The sequence below is a fragment of the Aurantivibrio plasticivorans genome (genome assembly GCF_055392955.1).
In genome coordinates, this window is record NZ_AP036020.1 from 596,936 (window position 1) to 615,403 (window position 18,468).

At 47.1% G+C, this 18,468-nt stretch carries 21 protein-coding genes; 20 read left to right on the forward strand and 1 reads right to left on the reverse strand.

Annotated features, from left to right (window positions below; all coding sequences use genetic code 11):
* Window positions 1-119: 119 nt before the first annotated feature.
* From ACZ5NB_RS02710 to ACZ5NB_RS02805, 20 genes are all read left to right on the forward strand, one after another.
* The gene (locus ACZ5NB_RS02710) at window positions 120-857 is read left to right on the forward strand and encodes a beta-ketoacyl synthase chain length factor (RefSeq protein ID WP_460231316.1); all 738 of its coding nucleotides are present in this window, start codon (window positions 120-122) and stop codon (window positions 855-857) included.
* Window positions 858-872: 15 nt separating this feature from the next.
* The gene (locus tag ACZ5NB_RS02715) at window positions 873-1,646 is read left to right on the forward strand and encodes a lysophospholipid acyltransferase family protein (RefSeq protein ID WP_464107825.1); all 774 of its coding nucleotides are present in this window, start codon (window positions 873-875) and stop codon (window positions 1,644-1,646) included.
* Complete coding sequence (locus ACZ5NB_RS02720) at window positions 1,627-1,884, forward strand: phosphopantetheine-binding protein (RefSeq protein ID WP_460231318.1); 258 nt, start codon at window positions 1,627-1,629, stop codon at window positions 1,882-1,884. Before ACZ5NB_RS02715 ends, ACZ5NB_RS02720 begins: the two co-directional genes overlap by 20 nt.
* An 18-nt stretch (window positions 1,885-1,902) precedes the next feature.
* Window positions 1,903-2,154: an acyl carrier protein gene (locus ACZ5NB_RS02725; RefSeq protein ID WP_460231319.1), complete on the forward strand. Its 252-nt coding sequence runs from the start codon at window positions 1,903-1,905 to the stop codon at window positions 2,152-2,154.
* 2 nt (window positions 2,155-2,156) lie between these two features.
* On the forward strand, window positions 2,157-2,705 hold the full coding sequence (locus ACZ5NB_RS02730; protein ID WP_460231320.1) for a COG4648 family protein: 549 nt from the start codon (window positions 2,157-2,159) through the stop codon (window positions 2,703-2,705).
* Entirely contained in the window at window positions 2,698-4,080 is a 1,383-nt protein-coding gene (locus ACZ5NB_RS02735) for an AMP-binding protein (RefSeq protein ID WP_460231321.1), read from the forward strand. The genes ACZ5NB_RS02730 and ACZ5NB_RS02735 overlap by 8 nt, the downstream gene beginning before the upstream one ends.
* 5 nt (window positions 4,081-4,085) lie before the next feature.
* On the forward strand, window positions 4,086-4,433 hold the full coding sequence (locus ACZ5NB_RS02740) for an ApeI family dehydratase (RefSeq protein ID WP_460231322.1): 348 nt from the start codon (window positions 4,086-4,088) through the stop codon (window positions 4,431-4,433).
* A 13-nt stretch (window positions 4,434-4,446) separates the two neighbouring features.
* Window positions 4,447-5,202, forward strand: a complete 756-nt coding sequence (locus ACZ5NB_RS02745) for a glycosyltransferase family 2 protein (RefSeq protein ID WP_460231323.1) — start codon at window positions 4,447-4,449, stop codon at window positions 5,200-5,202.
* A 3-nt stretch (window positions 5,203-5,205) separates the two neighbouring features.
* Complete coding sequence (locus ACZ5NB_RS02750; RefSeq protein WP_460231324.1) at window positions 5,206-6,174, forward strand: LpxL/LpxP family acyltransferase; 969 nt, start codon at window positions 5,206-5,208, stop codon at window positions 6,172-6,174.
* Window positions 6,171-7,703 carry an HAL/PAL/TAL family ammonia-lyase gene (locus ACZ5NB_RS02755; protein WP_460231325.1) on the forward strand — a complete coding sequence of 511 codons (1,533 nt, stop codon included), beginning with the start codon at window positions 6,171-6,173 and terminating at the stop codon, window positions 7,701-7,703. Before ACZ5NB_RS02750 ends, ACZ5NB_RS02755 begins: the two co-directional genes overlap by 4 nt.
* Window positions 7,696-8,118, forward strand: a complete 423-nt coding sequence (locus tag ACZ5NB_RS02760; RefSeq protein WP_460231326.1) for an acyl-CoA thioesterase — start codon at window positions 7,696-7,698, stop codon at window positions 8,116-8,118. Before ACZ5NB_RS02755 ends, ACZ5NB_RS02760 begins: the two co-directional genes overlap by 8 nt.
* Window positions 8,115-8,708, forward strand: a complete 594-nt coding sequence (locus ACZ5NB_RS02765) for a LolA family protein (protein WP_460231327.1) — start codon at window positions 8,115-8,117, stop codon at window positions 8,706-8,708. Before ACZ5NB_RS02760 ends, ACZ5NB_RS02765 begins: the two co-directional genes overlap by 4 nt.
* Before the next feature lie 7 nt (window positions 8,709-8,715).
* Window positions 8,716-11,142 carry an MMPL family transporter gene (locus ACZ5NB_RS02770; RefSeq protein WP_460231328.1) on the forward strand — a complete coding sequence of 809 codons (2,427 nt, stop codon included), beginning with the start codon at window positions 8,716-8,718 and terminating at the stop codon, window positions 11,140-11,142.
* Window positions 11,143-11,233: 91 nt separating this feature from the next.
* On the forward strand, window positions 11,234-12,502 hold the full coding sequence (locus tag ACZ5NB_RS02775; protein WP_460231329.1) for an NAD(P)/FAD-dependent oxidoreductase: 1,269 nt from the start codon (window positions 11,234-11,236) through the stop codon (window positions 12,500-12,502).
* Window positions 12,481-13,107, forward strand: coding sequence for a DUF3261 domain-containing protein (locus ACZ5NB_RS02780; RefSeq protein ID WP_460231330.1), 627 nt, complete (start codon window positions 12,481-12,483; stop codon window positions 13,105-13,107). The genes ACZ5NB_RS02775 and ACZ5NB_RS02780 overlap by 22 nt, the downstream gene beginning before the upstream one ends.
* 19 nt (window positions 13,108-13,126) lie before the next feature.
* Window positions 13,127-14,347, forward strand: a complete 1,221-nt coding sequence (locus tag ACZ5NB_RS02785) for a beta-ketoacyl-ACP synthase (protein WP_460231331.1) — start codon at window positions 13,127-13,129, stop codon at window positions 14,345-14,347.
* Entirely contained in the window at window positions 14,344-14,814 is a 471-nt protein-coding gene (locus ACZ5NB_RS02790; protein WP_460231332.1) for a hotdog family protein, read from the forward strand. The genes ACZ5NB_RS02785 and ACZ5NB_RS02790 overlap by 4 nt, the downstream gene beginning before the upstream one ends.
* A gap of 35 nt (window positions 14,815-14,849) precedes the next feature.
* On the forward strand, window positions 14,850-15,575 hold the full coding sequence (gene fabG, locus ACZ5NB_RS02795) for a 3-oxoacyl-ACP reductase FabG (protein WP_460231333.1): 726 nt from the start codon (window positions 14,850-14,852) through the stop codon (window positions 15,573-15,575).
* Window positions 15,575-16,801, forward strand: a complete 1,227-nt coding sequence (locus tag ACZ5NB_RS02800; protein ID WP_460231334.1) for a beta-ketoacyl-ACP synthase — start codon at window positions 15,575-15,577, stop codon at window positions 16,799-16,801. Before fabG ends, ACZ5NB_RS02800 begins: the two co-directional genes overlap by 1 nt.
* Before the next feature lie 51 nt (window positions 16,802-16,852).
* Window positions 16,853-17,494, forward strand: a complete 642-nt coding sequence (locus tag ACZ5NB_RS02805) for a glutathione S-transferase (RefSeq protein ID WP_460231335.1) — start codon at window positions 16,853-16,855, stop codon at window positions 17,492-17,494.
* A gap of 51 nt (window positions 17,495-17,545) precedes the next feature.
* On the opposite strand, the gene ACZ5NB_RS02810 is transcribed toward ACZ5NB_RS02805, so the two are convergent.
* Window positions 17,546-18,286, reverse strand: a complete 741-nt coding sequence (locus ACZ5NB_RS02810; RefSeq protein WP_460231336.1) for a DUF481 domain-containing protein — start codon at window positions 18,284-18,286, stop codon at window positions 17,546-17,548.
* Window positions 18,287-18,468 lie beyond the last annotated feature (182 nt).

Below are 18,468 nucleotides of genomic sequence, written 5' to 3' on the forward strand. Positions count from 1 at the left end.
GGTTAAGAATCATTGGTGGGGTGCTGTTGCTAAGCGCTTGGCAGCCGGTAGAATGTACGCCTTTAAAGTGCTGGCTGCTGCGATACTGCTCTCAGTAGTCACAGGTATTTGGGGTATTTGTGGCAGATATAATAATTAGCCGCTGGGCGGCCTGGGCTCCTGGCTTGCAAACTCTGGAGGACTGGCAGGCCTGGTCTTTGGGAGAAAAAGAGGTTCAATTCGGTGAGCCGCCCGTCGTCAGTGCGATTCCAGCCATGTTGCGCCGTCGTCTTAGTTCGCTAGGTAAAATGGCGTTGTCTGTCGCTTGGCCACTCATGGGAGAAGGTGTCGCAATACCGAGTGTATTCTGTAGTCGCCACGGGGAGCTTGGGCGCACCGTGACTTTGCTTAAGCAGTTGGCCGACGAGGAAGACCTGTCACCAACTCATTTTAGCCTGTCTGTCCATAATGCGATTGGTGGTGTTGCGTCGATTGCACGCAAAGATATGTCCAGTATTACTGCACTGGCTGCGGGTGATGAAGGGCTCAGTGTTGCTTTGCTGGAAGCTCAAATGATTCTAGATGAGCAGCAGTGCCCTGAGGTGTTGTGTGTAATCTACGATGAGCCCCCTCAGGCAGAATTTCACTGCGTTACTCCGAGTGTTCCCTATGCGGCAGCCTTTGTGCTTTCGAGCGTGCTTCCAGTGGATTCCCCAGCGAACAGGTTGACCGTTGAGTTGCAGTCAGTCGAGTCTGTAGATGATGAGGAGGGAGTCCCGCAGGCAATGCACTTCATCAAGTTTCTGTTGAGTGGTAATGCAGGTGACCTGCGTTTTGCTGGCAAGCGTCATGCTTGGCAGTGGTCGAAAGTGGTTTAGCTGCGGATGTGGGCAGTGCTTAATAGGATGTGGAGGATAGCTGCTACAGGGCTGTCTTTTTCCGTGTTTGGGTTGGGTGGTGTGATTATGCCGGTATTGGTTGCGCCAATTATCTACCTGTCTACTCGAGATCAGCGAACCCGTGAAAGGCGAGCTAAGGCCTTCGTGAGTTTTCTAATGCGAAGTTTTGTTCGCATAATGCATGGTTTGGGCGTGTTGAGTTACCAGATAGGCGACAAGACACAGTATAATCGCCCGGGGCATTTGGTGCTGGCAAATCATCCAACATTAATTGATACGGTTTTTTTGATTGCCTTTGTACCGAATGCCGATTGTGTAGTGAAGGGTGCGTTAAAGCGCAACCCGTTTACGCGAATTCCAATAGGTCTGGCAGGTTACATCGCCAATGATGACCCCGAGGGCGTGATAGTCGAAGCTGCTGCATCGTTAGCGCGAGGCAATAGCTTGATCATATTCCCTGAAGGTACCCGAACGACCCCTGGCCAGCCAATAAAGCTTCGTCGTGGGGCGGCTAACATCGCTGTGCGAACAAATGCACCGATAGCGCCTGTGGTTTCGCGCTGTGATCCAATTACCCTAACCAAGGGGGAGCCTTGGTACCGAGTGCCGAAAACTAAACCGCATTTTAGTTATACGGTTCGACCCTCAATTCATGTTGCTGATGTAATAGGTCAGAATAGTGCATCATTGGCGGCGAGAAATTTAACAAAGTATTTGCACAACTATTTTACACAGGAGTTATCACTGAATGAGCAGCCTCGAGCTTGAGCTTAAGCAGTTAATTATTGATTCATTAGATCTGGAAGATGTAACGCCAGAGGATATTGTTAGTAGCGAGCCATTGTTCGTTGAAGGCTTGGGGCTTGATTCGATCGATGCGTTAGAATTAGGGTTGGCGCTACAGAAAAAATACGGTGTTAAGTTGGAGTCTGATTCTGAAGAAACCAAAAAACATTTTGCGAGCTTGGATAGCTTGAAAAACTTTGTCGAAGAAAATCGACAGTAGCAAAGTGCGGGTTGAATAATGAAAGACAAGACTGAAATATACAATAGAATTGTCGGTGTATTAGAAGAGCTTTTCGAAATTGATCCGGCTGATGTTACGTTGGAAGCTAATCTTTATTCTGATTTAGATGTGGACTCTATTGATGCTGTCGACTTGGTTGTTGAGCTGAAAAAAATCACTGGAAAAAAAATCAAACCTGATGATTTTAAAAATGTTCGAACTGTCGCTGACGTAGTTGATGCGGTTGCTGAGCTGCTCGAAGACGAATAATTGTGATCTGGCGTATTCTCGTCGGTGTGTTAACGGTTCTTTATCCGTTTGCCATCTACTTTGGTTTGCAGCACTTTGACCCCCGTTTTTTAATACTCCTGCTTATTTTCTTTGTTGCGGTGAGACTGTTTACCGATAAGCAGGGGCCGCTTATGCAGTGGGGAGCGGTGGCGCTATTGGCTGTGCTCGTTGCTTGGACGTGGGTTGGCAATACGAGTATGGGGCTAAAGGTCTACCCCGTGTTGGTGAATCTGAGTTTGCTCGCTACCTTTGCTTGGAGCCTAAAATCACCCCAAAGCATGATTGAGCGCCTGGCAACCATGGGTGGGCAACAATTTAGTGATTATGCTCGCAACTATATGCGTAAAGTGACTGTCGTCTGGTGCGTGTTTTTCTTTTGTAATGGCAGTATCGCACTCTATACCGCAGTCGCTGCATCAGACAAAACGTGGGCGCTCTACAATGGGCTTATCTCATACTTTCTGCTCGGTGCCATGTTTGCGATTGAGTGGGTGGTTCGTCAATTTGTAATGAAATATGACAATGAATAACTATACGCCATTGCAATCACTGTTAAGTGTTAACAGACCGGCAGATTATCCTTTGGTTGAGCATGACCAAATGATGCTAACGTGGGGTGATTGGAAAAAGCGAGTTGCTCAATGGCGTAAAAGCCTTCGCGGCGTTTCTGGTAGCCGAGTTGCGTTATATTGTGATGATTCATTTGAATTTTCAGCAATGTTGTACGCGATTTGGGCGGAAGGAAAAGTTGCTTGTGTGCCTGGCTCTAATCTGCCAGAAGTGACAAAGCAGCTTAGTCAACGAGTCGATGCCTTTATCGGTGAATTTAATGATGTGGATTGTCTGCAGTGCACGCCCGATGGTGTTGATTCGGCGATTCCCGATTCAGGTAATGTCACGCTTGATGAAAGTAAAATGGTGCTGGAAGTTTTTACCTCGGGCTCTTCGGGAGAGCCGAGCGCGATAAGCAAAGAGCTTAGTCAGCTCAATAGTGAAGTGCATAACCTTTACCGGGTTTGGGGTGATGCACTTCAAGGTGCGGTCGTCTTAGGTACAGTTTCCCATCATCATATTTATGGCATGTTATTCCGAGTGTTTTTACCTTTGGCTGCGGGATTGCGCTTTTATCCAGAGATTTGTGAGTTTTTCGAAGACGTTCAGCGGATTGCTGTTCAATATAAAATTATTGCACTCATTTCTAGCCCAACCCATTTGACCCGTATTCCTGATGCTGACTGGCAAGAAATTCGTGATCGATGTGTCGCAATATACAGTTCTGGAGCACCGCTTCCAGCTGAAGGTAGCGCAGATAGTCGGGAAAAATTCGGACTGTCGCCTTATGAAGTTTTTGGCAGTAGTGAGACGGGAGGCATTGCGTGGCGTCAACAGTCGGTAGCAAGCGATGTGTTTTGGCAGCCTTTTCCCGGTATAGATGTCTCAATCGATGCGTCGTCACAATGTTTGTCTATTCAATCACCTTATTTGCCAGCCGCGCTGCGAAATAGTTGGTACGTGACGCCGGACATGGCGGTCTTAGATGAACATAATCACTTCCAATTGAAGGGCCGCGCCGATTCAATAGTGAAGGTAGAGGGCAAGCGTGTATCGCTAACCGATGTAGAGCTGCGCCTGAAGAAACATGAGTGGGTTCAAGCCAGTAAGTTACTGCTGCTCGACGGGCGGCGTACTCAGCTCGGGGCAGTTGTTGAATTATCAAGCGCTGGTCAGCAGATGCTAGCGCAAAAAGGTAAGCGTCATATTAATCAGACGTTGCAAAATTTTTTAGCTGAGCAGTTTGATCGTCCTGTGTTACCTCGTCGATGGCGCTATTGTGAGCGCATGCCTTATACCTCGCAGGGAAAATTAGTTCGCGCCACACTGCTCGCGTTGTTTGAAGAAAAGTAAAGAGTATGTCTGACAAATGTTATCCCAACCTGGTAGAACAATACAGTGAAAATGACAGCTGGGTTATTGTTTTTGAAGCCCCTAAAGATCTCGTGTATTTCGATGGTCATTTTGATCAGGCGGCAGTTTTACCCGGTGTCGTGCAGCTGACCTGGGCGGAATACTATGGCCGTGGACATTTTAAGTTTCAGGGAAAATTTTCACACCTTGAAGCGATTAAATTTCAAAATGTCATTGTGCCGGAGCAGCGTGTGAGCTTGACGCTTCGATACGAGGCGGAGAAAGGGAAGTTGCATTTTCGTTTCGAGTCGGACAGCGGGCGACATTCTAGTGGTCGATTCGTGTTTGTATGATGGGGTTGTGAGAATGCAAGACTTATGGAACCCCTGCGTCATTATTCCCGTATATAATCATGAGCATGCTATCGAAAACGTTGTGTTAGGTGTGCTTAATCATCATTTGCCCATTGTGCTTGTGAATGATGGCAGTTCGCCAGAATGCGTAAAAGTTTTAGTAGAGCTTGCAGATAAACACGCTGACTGCGTTTTAGTGTCGCTGCCTGAAAATCGTGGTAAAGGTGGCGCGGTAAAAGCGGGGATTCGTGAGGCCTGGATGCGCGGATATAGTCATGCGTTGCAGGTTGATGCGGATGGTCAACATAACCTAAATGATCTTCCGTCTTTTTTAGCAGTAGCGCAAAAATCGCCAAGTATCATAGTGTCTGGTTGTCCTGTGTATGATGAAACAGTACCCACTGTGCGGTTTTATGCGCGCTACTTGACGCATATTTGGGTGATCATCAATTCCCTCTCTTTGCAGATCAAAGATTCCATGTGTGGTTTACGCGTTTACCCGCTAGCGGCTGTATGTCGCCTAATTGATGAGGAATTTTTAGGTAATCGAATGGATTTTGATCCCGAGTTGCTGGTTCGCTGGGTTTGGCGTGGTGGAGAGGTTACTAATATCGAAACTCATGTCCGGTATCCCGCGGATGGCGTGTCTCACTTCCAATTATTTCAGGACAATGTCTTGATTACTAAAATGCATACCCGGCTTTTTTTCGGGATGTTGGCTCGGTTGCCTCGTTTAATTTGGCGAAAAATCTCTACTACGGCGACATAGTTTGTGAGCAATAAGGCTTGGGACGAAATCGAAGAGAATAGCAATGTGCGCGGCATGAAAATATTGCTGTGGGTGTACAGCGTGTTCGGACGTTTTGTGTTTTCGTGCGTACTGTTGCCGGTCATGTTTTTCTATTTTGTTGTTGAGAAGCAGGCACGTTCTGCATCAATTCAATTCTTGTGCAAGGTGATACCGTCATTGCGTGAGAAGCCAGTAAAAAAATACTGGATGAGTTTCCGTCATTTTGTGTCATTCGCTTTTGGCTTGCTGGATAAATTGGCGCTTTGGTCGGGCAAAATTAAGACTGGGCCGGTCTCGTATCATGGCGGTGCGCGGGAAGATTTTTTGAAACACATTGAAAGTGGGCGCGGTGGACTAATGCTAACGTGCCATATTGGGAATGTTGAAGCAGGTCGTTTGATAGCTGGTTCGCACCGTCGTGCCAAACTTAACATACTTGTTCATACCAAGCATGCTGAAAAATTTAATAGTCTTTTAAACGAGATGGACGAAAATAGTGCGCTTAATCTGTTGCAAGTGACGGGTATTTCTCCTGGAACAGCAATAGATTTGAACGCACGTGTGGAGAGAGGTGAATCCGTTGTCATCGCTGCTGATCGTACCCCGGTAGGTGGCGGGGATCGCCAGGCAGCTGTCAACTTCATGGGTGAAACGGCGTATTTGCCGGAAGGTCCCTACATATTGGCGTCCTTGTTGAGGTGCCCGGTTTATTTCGTTATGTTTGTTCGAGAGGGTGATCATTTCTGCGTCGTTATCGAAAAATTTGCCGATTCAATTAAGTTGTCTCGGAAAACACGCGATGTAGATTTGCAGCAGTGGGCACAGCGCTATGCTGACCGATTAGAGCATTATGCTAAACAATATCCTATGCAATGGTTTAATTTTTATGATTTTTGGCGTACCTCTGACGTAGAGGCGTCCCTCAATAAAGTTAAGGAAGTTCGTAAATGATTATTTTTGATGGCCAACCGTTGACGCTTGAAGCCGTGGCGGACATTGCCGCACAACGCGAAAAGGTTGCGTTGGGTGGTTCTGCCGAGTTTCGAGAGCGTATCGCTAAAGGCGCTCAGTTTGTTGATACGTTGCTACGTGAAGAAGGTTCTATATACGGTGTTACCACAGGTTATGGTGACTCTTGCACTGTCGCGGTTGCCGAAGAGTTAACCAAAGAGCTGCCTAAGCACCTGTATACTTTTCACGGCTGTGGTTTGGGTGAGTTACTTTCTCCGGAAGTTGGTCGCGCTGTATTAGCGACGCGTTTAGCATCCTTATCACAAGGTGTTTCCGGCGTGAGCGTTGAGTTGCTTGAGCAGCTCGAGCGCTTAATCAGCCTCGATATAGTCCCTGTTATTCCAGCTGAGGGATCGGTTGGCGCGAGTGGCGATTTGACGCCCCTATCTTATGTTGCTGCGGTTATGTGCGGTGAGCGCGAAGTTTACTATCAAGGCGAGATAAGAAAAACCGCCGAAGTATTTTCTTCCTTGAAGATACAGCCACTGGTGTTACGTCCGAAAGAAGCTTTGGCGGTAATGAACGGAACGGCTGTGATGACAGCCATGGCCTGCTTAGCTTACAAGCGAGCAGAATACTTAATGCAGTTATCAACTAGAATCACAGCAATGGCGGTGATTGCCGGTAAAGGTAATGCGCACCATTTTGATGAAACGCTTTTTTCTGTCAAACCTCACCCTGGGCAGCAGCAAATTGCGAAATGGCTACGTGAAGACTTGCACAGTGGTGAAGCGCCGCGAAATTCTGATCGTTTGCAGGATCGTTATTCTTTGCGATGTGCACCGCAAGTTATCGGAGTGCTTGCGGATAGCTTGCCGTGGTTAAGACAGCTAATAGAAAACGAGTTAAATAGCGCAAACGACAATCCAATCATTGATGGCGAAAATGAGAAGGTTTTGCATGGTGGGCATTTTTACGGTGGTCATATCGCATTGGCGATGGATACACTAAAAACAATCATCGCCAATATTGCCGATTTACTCGATCGCCAGTTAGCTCAACTTGTCGATGGGAAATTTAATCACGGATTGCCAGCCAATTTAAGTGGTGCGTCAGGTCCGCGTGCGTCCATTAATCATGGCCTTAAAGCAGTACAAATTGGCGTGTCGGCATGGACTGCAGAGGCGCTCAAGTTAACCATGCCCGCCAGCGTTTTTTCACGCTCTACGGAATGTCACAATCAAGACAAGGTAAGTATGGGTACCATCGCGGCGAGAGATTGTTTGCGTGTTTTGCAGTTAACCGAACAAGTGGTGGCAGCGAGTTTGTTTGCGGTTGTGCAGGGCGTTGAGTTGCGGATGAATAGCGGCGAAATTGCATCTGAACAAATAGGCGCAAGCATCAAGCAGACCATGGCGGACGTGCGCGAAAGTGTAGATTTTCTTGTTGAAGATCGACGGTTAGATGGTGAGCTACGTCAATTAGTTCAGTTCATACAAACTCAAAAATGGGCCGTGTACGATGCCTAAAGATTTTCTGCTTAGCGCAACCGTTGAGATCAAGGCGCCGTTTCATGATGTTGATATGATGGGTGTCGTTTGGCACGGGCATTATGTTCGCTACCTGGAAATTGCCCGTTGTGCTCTGTTAGATAAAATCGACTACAACTACCCGCAGATGAAAGAGTCTGGTTATGCTTGGCCAGTTATTGATCTGCGGGTACGCTACCCCGGCTCGATATTGTTTAGTCAGGTTGTGTCGGTGACCGCCTACTTGGTGGAGTGGGAAAATCGTTTGAAAATTGATTACGAAATTCGAAATGCTGAGGGGAAGCGCGTAACAAAAGGCTATACCGTGCAAGTTGCGGTAAACATGGAAGAGGGTGAAATGTGCATGGCATCACCTGATGTGTTACTCGAAAAGCTTGGTCTGAAAGAAGCGTGAATAAAACTACCTGTAAGATATGGCTGTTAGCCTTACTTCTAATCGGTGCGCCGTTGTCTGCCGAGCAATTTGAAGGTGATGTGTTGGCAGAGCGGGTGCAGGCTATTGTGCAAGTGTCCGAGAATGTGCAAGGTTCTTTTACTCAAAAGAAGTTTATCGAGGTGCTCCCTCATCCCTTGCGGTCTAGTGGTGAGTTTGCTTTCTCACGAGATGGCGGTTTGCTCTGGAAGACGTTAGAGCCCATTGCGAGTGAATTACACTTCAATCACTTGGGTATATCACAGCAAGTGGATGGTGAAACACTCTGGGCTATTGACCCCAATCAGCCGATTACCGTCGCACTTACTCAAGTCCTGACAGGCATACTGTCCTCCAACTGGGAAGTCCTGCAAGAATATTTTGTGCTTGCCGGGAGTATCGAAGAAGGTCGATGGTCGGTGCAACTCACGCCTAAGGAGCTGTCTTGGTCTACGGTAATCGATAGGTTGCAGGTAAAGGGAGGTGGCGTGGTAGAGTCGATCGTCATGTTTGAGCCCAACCAGGAGCGCACAGAAATTAATTTGGATGTCACGTATGCTGATAGTCATTAGGTAAAGAATGCGGTTCGAGTACTTTAATTGGTTGTTGTCTGTCTTAACGCATCGCCGAGCAGCGCAGCTCTGGTTTTTGTGTGTTGTGCTGTCGCTACTGAGTATTCTTCTCACATTACCCTACAAAACTTTCGATACTAGCATTATGGCGTTGCTGCCAGAAGAGCAGTCAACGCAGCGAGAAAGTGTACGCTTGGCGAAACGTCAGCTCACTGACAGTGCTAGCACTCGAATGCTGTTTTTGGTGGTCGATAATGACAGGGAAAATAGTATTACAGCGGCCGAGAACTTCACACGGGCACTTCGCCGAAGCGAATTATTCAACAATATTGTTGCTGAACAGACTGTTGATAATGCCGTTAAATGGCAGCGCTTTTATCACGACTATCGATATGGTTTGTTGACCCCAGAAGCGCAAGCGTTGCTCAGGAAAGAAGATGCTAGCGCGTTAGTATCTCGTGCAGTCGCTCGACTATATAGCCCAATGGCGGCTAGCGTTGCTCCAGATATTCAGTCAGATCCACTACAGCTTTTTTTCGATTGGCAGATGTACGCCCCTCCTAAAACACCATTGTCTATCAATGACAATTGGCTGACACGGAAAACCAAACAAGATGGTAAAGAAGTCTATTATAGGATGGTCAGTGCTGAACTAACACAAAGCCCGTTTGATATGAGTTATCAGCAAGCTGTCTTTATGGCTATTCAACGGGGTAAGGATAACCTCCCGCCTTCATCGGATGTCATTACTTCCGGTATTCTAAAGCATGCGGCATACGGTGCAGAGTTGGCAAAGCGTGAAGTGTCGACTATTGGTCTAGGGTCATTGGCAGGTGTGACATTGCTGTTGCTTTATGTCTTTCGCCGCGTCCGTTATTTGCTTCTGGCGTTTTTACCAATCGTTGTGGGTTGCACATTTGCATTCGCTGTCACCAATGCCGTGTTTGCCCAACTGCATATTATTACGCTCGCGTTCGGTGCGAGCTTGGTGGGCGTTGCGATCGATTACTCGCTACATTTTTTGTGTGCTCAGCGTGAGCCTAGCAATCACTACTGCGGTAGTTTTCGGGCTAGTGCCAGGCGAACGTTAGTGCTAATTTTCCCCGGTCTATTCCTCGGTTTGGTGTCAAGTATCTTGGCTTACGCTGCGCAGGGTATAGCGCCATTTCCTGGTTTAAGACAGATGGCTTTGTTTTCTGTATGTGGGCTGTTGGGTGCTTGGTTAACGGTTGTCAGTTGGTTTCCTTGGTTACCATTTAGAGAGGTTAAACAAAGTGAAAATCGTGAAATGCCCGCATTCATTATTCAGGGGATCACCCGTCTGCTGCTTCGCTGGCCAACGATTGATGTATGGCCCGTTAGGGCGGGTTTGCTAGCTGTCTTTTTCCTAGCTGTGCTGGGTGTTAGTCAAATTGATGTTGATGATGGGATTTTAAGATTACAGACATCGCCGGTAGAGCTGCTTGCAGAAGATCGAAAAATTCAACAATTGACTGGTGATATATCGGGTAGCCAATTTTTCGTAATCAGTGGCAACAATGCTGAGCAAGTATTGCAGCATGCTGAAGCGTTCATGCCTTCCCTTCAGGAGTTGGTAGAGGCTGGTGCGTTATACGATTTTCAAAGCATAGCGCGAGTGCTGCCTTCTTTGCAGTCGCAGCAACAAAATATAGTGTTGCAGTCTGAAAAGGTATACATAAATGACGGATTGCTATTCGACTTTTTAGATGCAATTGGAACACCTCAACTGCTCGATGATTTTAATCGCACCTTCGCTGGGGCGCGTCAACAACTGCTTACCTTCGAAGACTGGTCCCAGCATGATGTTAGTCAGCCCCTGCGCCCGCTTTGGCTTGGTGAAATTGACGGTATCAGTCATATGATTGTGACGCTGGCGGGTATAGAGGATCGAGATACTGTCGCTTCTCTTGCGACTCTTGCTGAACAGCATGCCCATGTTGAGTTCGTTGACAACGTTGCTGCTTTAGAAGCGGTTCTCACTTATCACCGGCAGCAGTTTCAACTCTGGTTGTTTGCGGCTTACGGTATAGTGTTTCTCATATTGTCTTGGCGTTATACTCGTCAAGCTTGGCGTATTGTTGCTGCCCCTGGGTTGGCGAGTCTGATTACCTTGGCGGTGTTCGGTGCACTCGGTATACCCTTGAATATCTTTAACTTGTTGGCGTTGTTGTTGGTGCTAGGAATTGGTCTTGATGCCAGTATCTTTCTCAGGGAAAGTCGGCGCAGTCCACACACCTGGGTCGCGGTAACGTTGTCGTCACTCACTACAGTCATGGCTTTCGGGTTTCTTGCGTTAAGTGAAACCCCGGTGTTGCACCAATTTGGTATCACTGTGCTAGTCAGCCTAGCCGGTATATGGGTTTTAACCCCGTGTTTTGTCGATAAGCCAGAACAGGAATTGGCAAACACCTAGTGTCGGCAGTAGAGAAGACAAATATGGTAAACTGCTGGCAGGGTCAGAATGGTGTTGTCAGGGTGCCCCAGTCGTTAATTTGAATTGAAAGATGAGCATGAATATGGAAAACATAGCGGTAGATTGTGATGTAGCGATTGTCGGTGCAGGCCCATCAGGCAGTATTGCCGGGGCTATGTTGGCGAACAAAGGATACAGCGTACACATTATCGAGAAGCAATACTTTCCTCGCTTTTCAATCGGTGAAAGTTTACTACCGCAGTGTATGCAATTTGTTGAAGAGGCTGGGATGCTTGATGCTGTCAATGAAGCCGCAGACCGGTTAGGTTTTCAGTTCAAAAATGGTGCTGCATTTGTACGTGGTGATAGCTACACTGATTTCGATTTTCGTCAAAAATTTTCAGAAGGCCCAGGAACAACATTTCAAGTTCAGCGCGCGATGTTTGATAACCTCATAGCGGAAGAAGCGCATAAAAAAGGCGTTCAAATATCATGGGGGCATGAATTGACGTCTCTTGATAATAGCGGCGAGTATCCAGTGATACATGCAAAAGATGCAGAAGGCGATGCCTATCAGTTGTCTGCGCGTTTTGTATTGGATGCTAGTGGTTTTGGGCGTGTATTGCCGCGTTTATTAAAACTCGAAAAACCCAGTAGCTTTCCTTCACGAACTTCTTTGTTTACGCATATCCAAGATAACATTGACGCTTCTGAATTTGATCGCGATAAAATTCGTATCACGATCCACCCGGAACATAAAGATGTCTGGTTTTGGTTGATTCCATTCAGCAATGGTCGTTGTTCGCTTGGCGTTGTCGCCGAGAGTGAATTTTATGAAGGTCTGCCAGAGGATCCGAAACGTCGTCTTCAAACTATTGTCGAGCAAGATCCGAATCTAAGAAACCTTTTACGCAACGCTGAGTTCGATACGCCAGTCAACCAGATTACGGGTTATTCGGCTGACGTGAGTAGTTTATGGGGTAAGGGTTTTGCGTTGCTGGGTAATGCGGGTGAATTCCTCGATCCAGTGTTTTCCTCCGGGGTCACAATTGCCATGAAGTCGGCAAGTCTCGCCGTAAAATGCCTGGATAGGCAGCTGCAAGGTGAGCTCGTTGATTGGGAAGAAGACTATGCGTTACCTTTGCGCGCGGGCGTAGATACTTTCCGAACATTTGTCACCGCTTGGTATGACGGTCGCTTTCAAGATATTATTTTTGCAAAAAATCAATCGACAGAAATCCGTGAGATGATTTCTTCCATTCTTGCTGGTTATGCTTGGGATGATAAAAATCCCTATGTTAAAGAAAGTGAACGCCGCATGAATACTTTGGCGGAAATATGTCGCGTTCAATCGGCATAGTTTTATCAATTAGTATTTTGTCGGGGTGCAGTAGTTGGTTTATTGGTTTTTCCCAACCACCAGATTTGCCTCTGTTGCCGCCTTCGGATTATTTTTCAGCACAGACAGTATTTGTAAGTAGTGATGAGCAAGTCGCCGTTCAGCGATCTCAGCGAGTCATTGTTGAATTTCAGGGCCAAAAGCAAACTCTACTCGCCGCTTGGACGGTTAATCAAGACGAATTAATTTTCGTGGGGTTGACGCCGACAGGGCAGCGGCTGCTAACACTGAGTTATGACGGTAAAACCTTGGAAGAGGACTTTAGTCCGCTGATGCCTGATGCATTTCCTGCTAGAGATGTATTAGCACAAGTGCAATTGGCGCACTGGCCTGAGTCCAGTGTGCAGAACGGATATCGACATTCCGCCTGGCAGGCAAGGGTAAGTGCAGGTTGTAGACAATTATTTTTGCAGCGTCGTTTGGTGTTGTCGGTTAGTTTAAGAGAGGCGGGTGGTTGTCAGGGGCTTGACAATGATTCTACTGTTAGTGAGCAGGATAGTGAGGTTTTTGTCCAGCATCATTGGGTAGATTTTTTCTTGAGTGTAACGTCGTTAGACAAAAAATAACTATAGATACATTAGAGTAATGACAAGGCAAGTTTATTTAGATGATTTAGGCATTGTTTGCGCTTTAGGAAGTGGCAAGCAACAAATTGCTGAGCGTCTTTTTCAAGGTTATGGCGACAGCTTATCGAGTACTTCAGAATTCACGTTTGGTTCGGAAGTAACGCTCGGTGTTGTTAAGGAGCCTTTGCCTTCACTGCAACAATTTCCAGCGTCACAACAGTCTCGCAGTAATCAGCTGCTATTGGCTGCATTATCACAAATTCAATTATCACTTGATGCTGCATTAGCCGGCGTGCCATCCGCTAAAATCGGCGTAATTTTGGGCGTGAGTACCAGCGGCATTCGTGAAGGTGAAGAGGCCTGGCGTGAATACTTCGCTAATGGGCAGTTTCCAGAAAGTTATTCTTATGAGTTGCAGGAAATGTCTGCCCCGGCAGAGTTTTTGGCTGAACAAATCGGTGCCGATGGCCCCGCTTTTAATATATCAACTGCGTGTTCCTCAAGTGCCAAAGCACTCGCAAGCGCGAGACGATTAATTCGTCATGGGATCTGCGATGTTGTGGTTGCCGGTGGCGTCGATGTTCTCTGTAAACTAACAGTTAACGGTTTTAGTGCGCTCGACTCGGTAAGCGCAAGCCCATGTGTTCCCTTTAGTCGCAACCGATCCGGAATCAATATTGGTGAAGGTGCCGCGCTGTTTGTTGTAACGGGTGAGCGTGGTGCTAGTCAGTCCAGTGTTACAATCGCTGGAGTTGGAGAAACCTCTGATGCGCATCATATATCGGCACCGGCGCCCGATGGTCGAGGTGCTATTGCAGCGATGCAGCAGGCGCTTGACGATGCGGGTTGTAGTGCTGCGGAGCTCGATTACTTGAATTTGCATGGCACTGCGACCCCATTGAATGATTCCATGGAGGGTTTGGCTGTGAACCAACTATTTGGTAGTCAGTTGCCATGCAGTTCAACCAAAGGTTATACCGGGCATACGTTAGGCGCGGCTGGCGCAGTGGAGGCGGGATTCGGTTGGTTAACATTGCAACAAGAGACCTTGGGTATCTCGTCACCAAATAAATTACAATTACCGGTGCATCGATGGGACGGCGCGATGGATGAATCAATACCCCCGATCAAGCTGGTGAGTCGCGAAAATAATCGCGTGGCAAGCATTGAGCGGATAATGAGTAACTCCTTCGCATTCGGTGGAAATAACATTGCCGTCTTGTTGGAGCGTGTTCAATGAGTTCAAAGCCTGCAAGTCTTTATCCTATTGATGCTGTAGTACCGCACAGGCGTTCAATGAGCCTTCTTGATCGCATTATTGAATACGGTGAAGAGCATATAGTGGCCGAGGTTGATGTGCATCCGAATGCACAATTTGCTGTCGAAGATGGTGTTCCCTCCTGGGTCGGCATTGAATACATGGCGCAAGCAATTGCGGCTTACGCGGGTGTTGAGCAGCATGAAAAAGGAGAACCAGCCAAAGTAGGTTTTCTTGTTGGTGCGAGAAAATATCAACCTTCGACAGCATTTTTTACGCATGGCTCGGTGTTGCGAATCACAGTCACTCAGGCTTTTCAGGCTGATAATGGCCTCGGGGTCTTTGATTGTGTGATCGATGGTGATGATAAGTCGCGCGTAGAGAGTAGCTTAAACGTATTTCAGCCGGATGATGTTGACGCATTTTTATCGGGTGAGTCACCCATCTAGCGATAGTGGAATTAGTTAAAATTTTAGGAAGTTGTGTGGAAAAATCAGTATTGGTAACCGGCTCTAGTCGCGGTATTGGAAAAGCTATTGCGCTCCGCTTGGCAAATGAAGGCTATGATATTGTGGTTCATTGTCGTAGTGGTCTTAATGCGGCGCAGGCTGTGCAGCAAGAAATCGCGGCGCTCGGTCGACGCGCACGTATACTGCAATTTGATATCGCGGACCGCAAGCAAGCAGGCGAAGCGTTGTTGGCAGATGTCGAGGAGCATGGTGCCTATTACGGCGTCGTGTGTAATGCCGGGTTGGCTGCGGATAACGCTTTTCCAGCAATGTCCGGGGAAGAATGGGATCGTGTTGTTCACACAAATCTAGATGGCTTTTTTAATGTTCTTAACCCGCTAACAATGCCGTTGGTGAGGCGTCGTAAACCAGGCCGCATAGTGGTGTTGTCTTCTGTTTCTGGTGTGATGGGGAATCGAGGTCAAGTGAACTATAGTGCATCGAAAGCCGGACTCATTGGTGCGACGAAAGCGCTAGCGCTTGAATTGGCAAAACGACAGATTACGGTGAATTGTGTTGCCCCGGGTTTAATCGAAACTGATATGGTTGAAGATGTCGTGCTAGACGAAGCGATGAAGATGATCCCCGCGCGTCGAATGGGAAAACCAGACGAGGTAGCAGCGACTGTTAGTTTCCTGTTGTCAGAAGATGCTGGGTACATTACTCGGCAAGTGATTTCTGTAAATGGTGGTATGTGTTAATGAAACGAGTTGTCGTTACCGGAATGGCAGGAATTTCTCCTATTGGATGTGATTGGGAAACGATTTCGACCAATTTGAAAAACTTACAGTCCGGCATTCAATATATTACCGATTGGGATAAATATTCAGATCTGAATACCCGCCTTGCGGGGGCTGTAAGCGATTGGCAAAAACCCGCGCACTATAATCGTAAAATGACCCGTAGTATGGGGCGTGTTGCAATGATGGCGACGCACGCGACAGAGTTGGCGCTAAGTGATGCAGGCCTTCTCGGAAATGAAATCATTAAAGATGGTCGTATGGGTGTAGCCTATGGTTCTTCTACAGGTTCCACTGATGCCGTGATGGAATTTAGCAACATGCTACTTAACCATTCGACAGATGGTATTAATGCCAATACCTATATCAAAATGATGGGGCATACTGCGCCCGTCAATATTGGCGTATTTTTTGGTTTGCGAGGGCGTGTGTACACCACATCCAGTGCCTGTACCTCAGGTAGTCAAGGGATTGGTTACGCTTATGAAGCGATCAAGTACGGTATGCAACAGTTAATGGTAGGCGGCGGCGGTGAAGAGTTGTGCCCAACGGAAGCTGCCGTATTTGATACGTTATATGCAACCAGTACAGCCAACGATACGCCGCATCTCACACCACGGCCTTTTGATGTTGATCGTGATGGTTTGGTGATCGGCGAAGGAGCGGGTACTTTAATTCTCGAAGAGTTGGAGCATGCGCAGCAGCGCGGTGCAACAATCTACGCGGAGCTAGTGGGATTTGGTTGCAACTCCGATGGTACGCACGTGACACAACCGCAGTCAGCTACCATGCAGCGTGCGATGGAGTTAGCCTTGGAAAGTGCGGGTTTAGCCCCAGATGATATCGGCTATATTTCGGCTCATGGAACCGCAACAGATCGAGGAGATGTTGCCGAGTCGCAGGCAACAGCGAGAATTTTTGGCAACAAAGTGCCAGTCAGCTCATTTAAAAGCTATACCGGGCATACTCTTGGGGCCTGTGGTGCATTAGAGGCCATGGTGGCGATTCAAATGATGCGCGAAGGGTGGTGCCATCCAACCATCAATCTGAATAATGTCGATCCAAATTGTGGCGAACTTGATTATGTTCAACACGAATGTCGTTCGATGGATGTTAATTATGTGATGAGCAATAACTTTGCATTTGGCGGCATCAATACCTCCTTAATCTTCAAACGCTGGGCTTAGTTCAGCGCTAAAGGCTGCTAGCCTTTTCGCGTTAACCTGCTTCCTTAGGCTATGCTTCACAACATTCCCATTTTGTATTCATTTCGACGTTGCCCTTACGCGATTCGCGCGCGCATTGCGCTCAATTACGCAGGCGTTCCGGTTTGTTTGCGGGAGGTGGAGCTAAAAAACAAGCCACGTCCGATGCTAGATATTTCTCCCAAAGGTACGGTTCCTGTGTTGGTGTTGCCAGACGGTGGCGTGATTGATGAAAGTCTTGATGTGATGTTGTGGGCGTTGCACAAAAACGACCCCGATCATTGGCTGTCAAATTACGATAAAGAGTTGGTGCTGAAGAATGATCTCCAGTTTAAGCCGCACTTGGATCGCTATAAATATGCCGATCGTTATCCTGAGCATTCGTTGGAGTTTTACCGTGCGAAGGTAGTGGTATTTCTTTCTGAGTTAAACAGCAGACTCGCCGATAGTCTTTACCTTTGCGGCCAACATCCATCACTGACCGATATAGCTATTTTTCCATTTATCCGTCAATGCGCCTTTGTCGATAAAGGCTGGTTCGATAGCGCAGATTTTCTGCACTTGCAGCGTTGGTTAGATGAGTTGCTAAATTCCACTTTATTCCAATCGGTGATGATGAAATACAAGCCTTGGCGGGAGGGGGCGTCAGGTGAGATTTGTTTTGGAGAGAAGTGAAAAGTAAATGGCGATAGCAAGGTGGCTACCGCCATTGGCTTGTGATTACGATTAGAACGAGTAGGTGACATTCATCGAAGTAATACGATCGCTATTACGGAAACCTGGTTCTGGATCTGTGTTATAGCGAATATCATAGATAAGCTTCAATGCAAGCGATGAGTTTATCTTTACGGCCAAAGACGATACGTTTTGCGCAAACGTATTGTATTTATTAGGTTCCGCACGCGTATAATTTTCGAATTTTGTCGTTTTGCTTAAATCGTGCTTATACTCAGATTCTAATAAGTAGGTAACACTACTAATATCTTCAGAGGGGACAATTGTTGGCGTCGGAGCATCAGGCGTCGAATCGTAGGGCTCGGTTGATGTGTCTTTATAACCGACACCCACGGAGAGTTTCCATTTCATCGTTTCACGGTCAATGAAGAGGTGACCGACACCCGCAGCGACGGTGTAAATCTCATCGAATGAATCAAACTTGTCTTCAAAGTAACGCACATCACCGAAAGCATAGGTTCGCTCGCTAAAGAAATATTCTGTTCTCCAGCCTAATGCATAACTTTGTGCATCGACCGCACCTTTGGATTCCGCTTTCACGGCCGAGCCTTTGAGTTGATGCAGCCAAGGATCGGATTTTTTTTCTACCTTAAACCCAAGGTTGAAGGTTTCTGATGATGTGTTGCCGCTGACATGAACAAAGCCAAGCTCTCCTTCGCCACTCCATGTTTCTGCTTGTGAAATTGCGCTACTAAGTAACAGTGTACATCCTGCTAAAGTGTATCGAATCACCGTTTTTCTCCGTTGAGTTTGGGTTTTATATAAATTGACAATTATGTGCGATGATGGCGTTGCACACTAGGGTGCACCTGGCGGCGAAGTTTATCATTTGTGCCGGGTTACATAAATGGCAGCGGTGCGAATTGTCGATGATACAATTCAGTTTATGAACAAAGTCTTTTTCATCTCTAGAC

Excerpts from the sequence above, each read along its gene's own strand:
- ACZ5NB_RS02725 (WP_460231319.1), top strand. The coding sequence starts at position 1,903 with ATGAAAGACAAGACTGAAATATACAATAGAATTGTCGGTGTATTAGAA.
- ACZ5NB_RS02780 (WP_460231330.1), top strand. The coding sequence starts at position 12,481 with ATGTCGCGTTCAATCGGCATAGTTTTATCAATTAGTATTTTGTCGGGG.
- ACZ5NB_RS02805 (WP_460231335.1), top strand. The coding sequence starts at position 16,853 with ATGCTTCACAACATTCCCATTTTGTATTCATTTCGACGTTGCCCTTAC.
- ACZ5NB_RS02760 (WP_460231326.1), top strand. The coding sequence starts at position 7,696 with ATGCCTAAAGATTTTCTGCTTAGCGCAACCGTTGAGATCAAGGCGCCG.
- ACZ5NB_RS02755 (WP_460231325.1), top strand. The coding sequence starts at position 6,171 with ATGATTATTTTTGATGGCCAACCGTTGACGCTTGAAGCCGTGGCGGAC.
- ACZ5NB_RS02775 (WP_460231329.1), top strand. The coding sequence starts at position 11,234 with ATGAGCATGAATATGGAAAACATAGCGGTAGATTGTGATGTAGCGATT.
- ACZ5NB_RS02740 (WP_460231322.1), top strand. The coding sequence starts at position 4,086 with ATGTCTGACAAATGTTATCCCAACCTGGTAGAACAATACAGTGAAAAT.
- ACZ5NB_RS02770 (WP_460231328.1), top strand. The coding sequence starts at position 8,716 with ATGCGGTTCGAGTACTTTAATTGGTTGTTGTCTGTCTTAACGCATCGC.
- ACZ5NB_RS02720 (WP_460231318.1), top strand. The coding sequence starts at position 1,627 with ATGAGCAGCCTCGAGCTTGAGCTTAAGCAGTTAATTATTGATTCATTA.
- ACZ5NB_RS02735 (WP_460231321.1), top strand. The coding sequence starts at position 2,698 with ATGAATAACTATACGCCATTGCAATCACTGTTAAGTGTTAACAGACCG.
- ACZ5NB_RS02800 (WP_460231334.1), top strand. The coding sequence starts at position 15,575 with ATGAAACGAGTTGTCGTTACCGGAATGGCAGGAATTTCTCCTATTGGA.
- ACZ5NB_RS02790 (WP_460231332.1), top strand. The coding sequence starts at position 14,344 with ATGAGTTCAAAGCCTGCAAGTCTTTATCCTATTGATGCTGTAGTACCG.
- ACZ5NB_RS02785 (WP_460231331.1), top strand. The coding sequence starts at position 13,127 with ATGACAAGGCAAGTTTATTTAGATGATTTAGGCATTGTTTGCGCTTTA.
- ACZ5NB_RS02745 (WP_460231323.1), top strand. The coding sequence starts at position 4,447 with ATGCAAGACTTATGGAACCCCTGCGTCATTATTCCCGTATATAATCAT.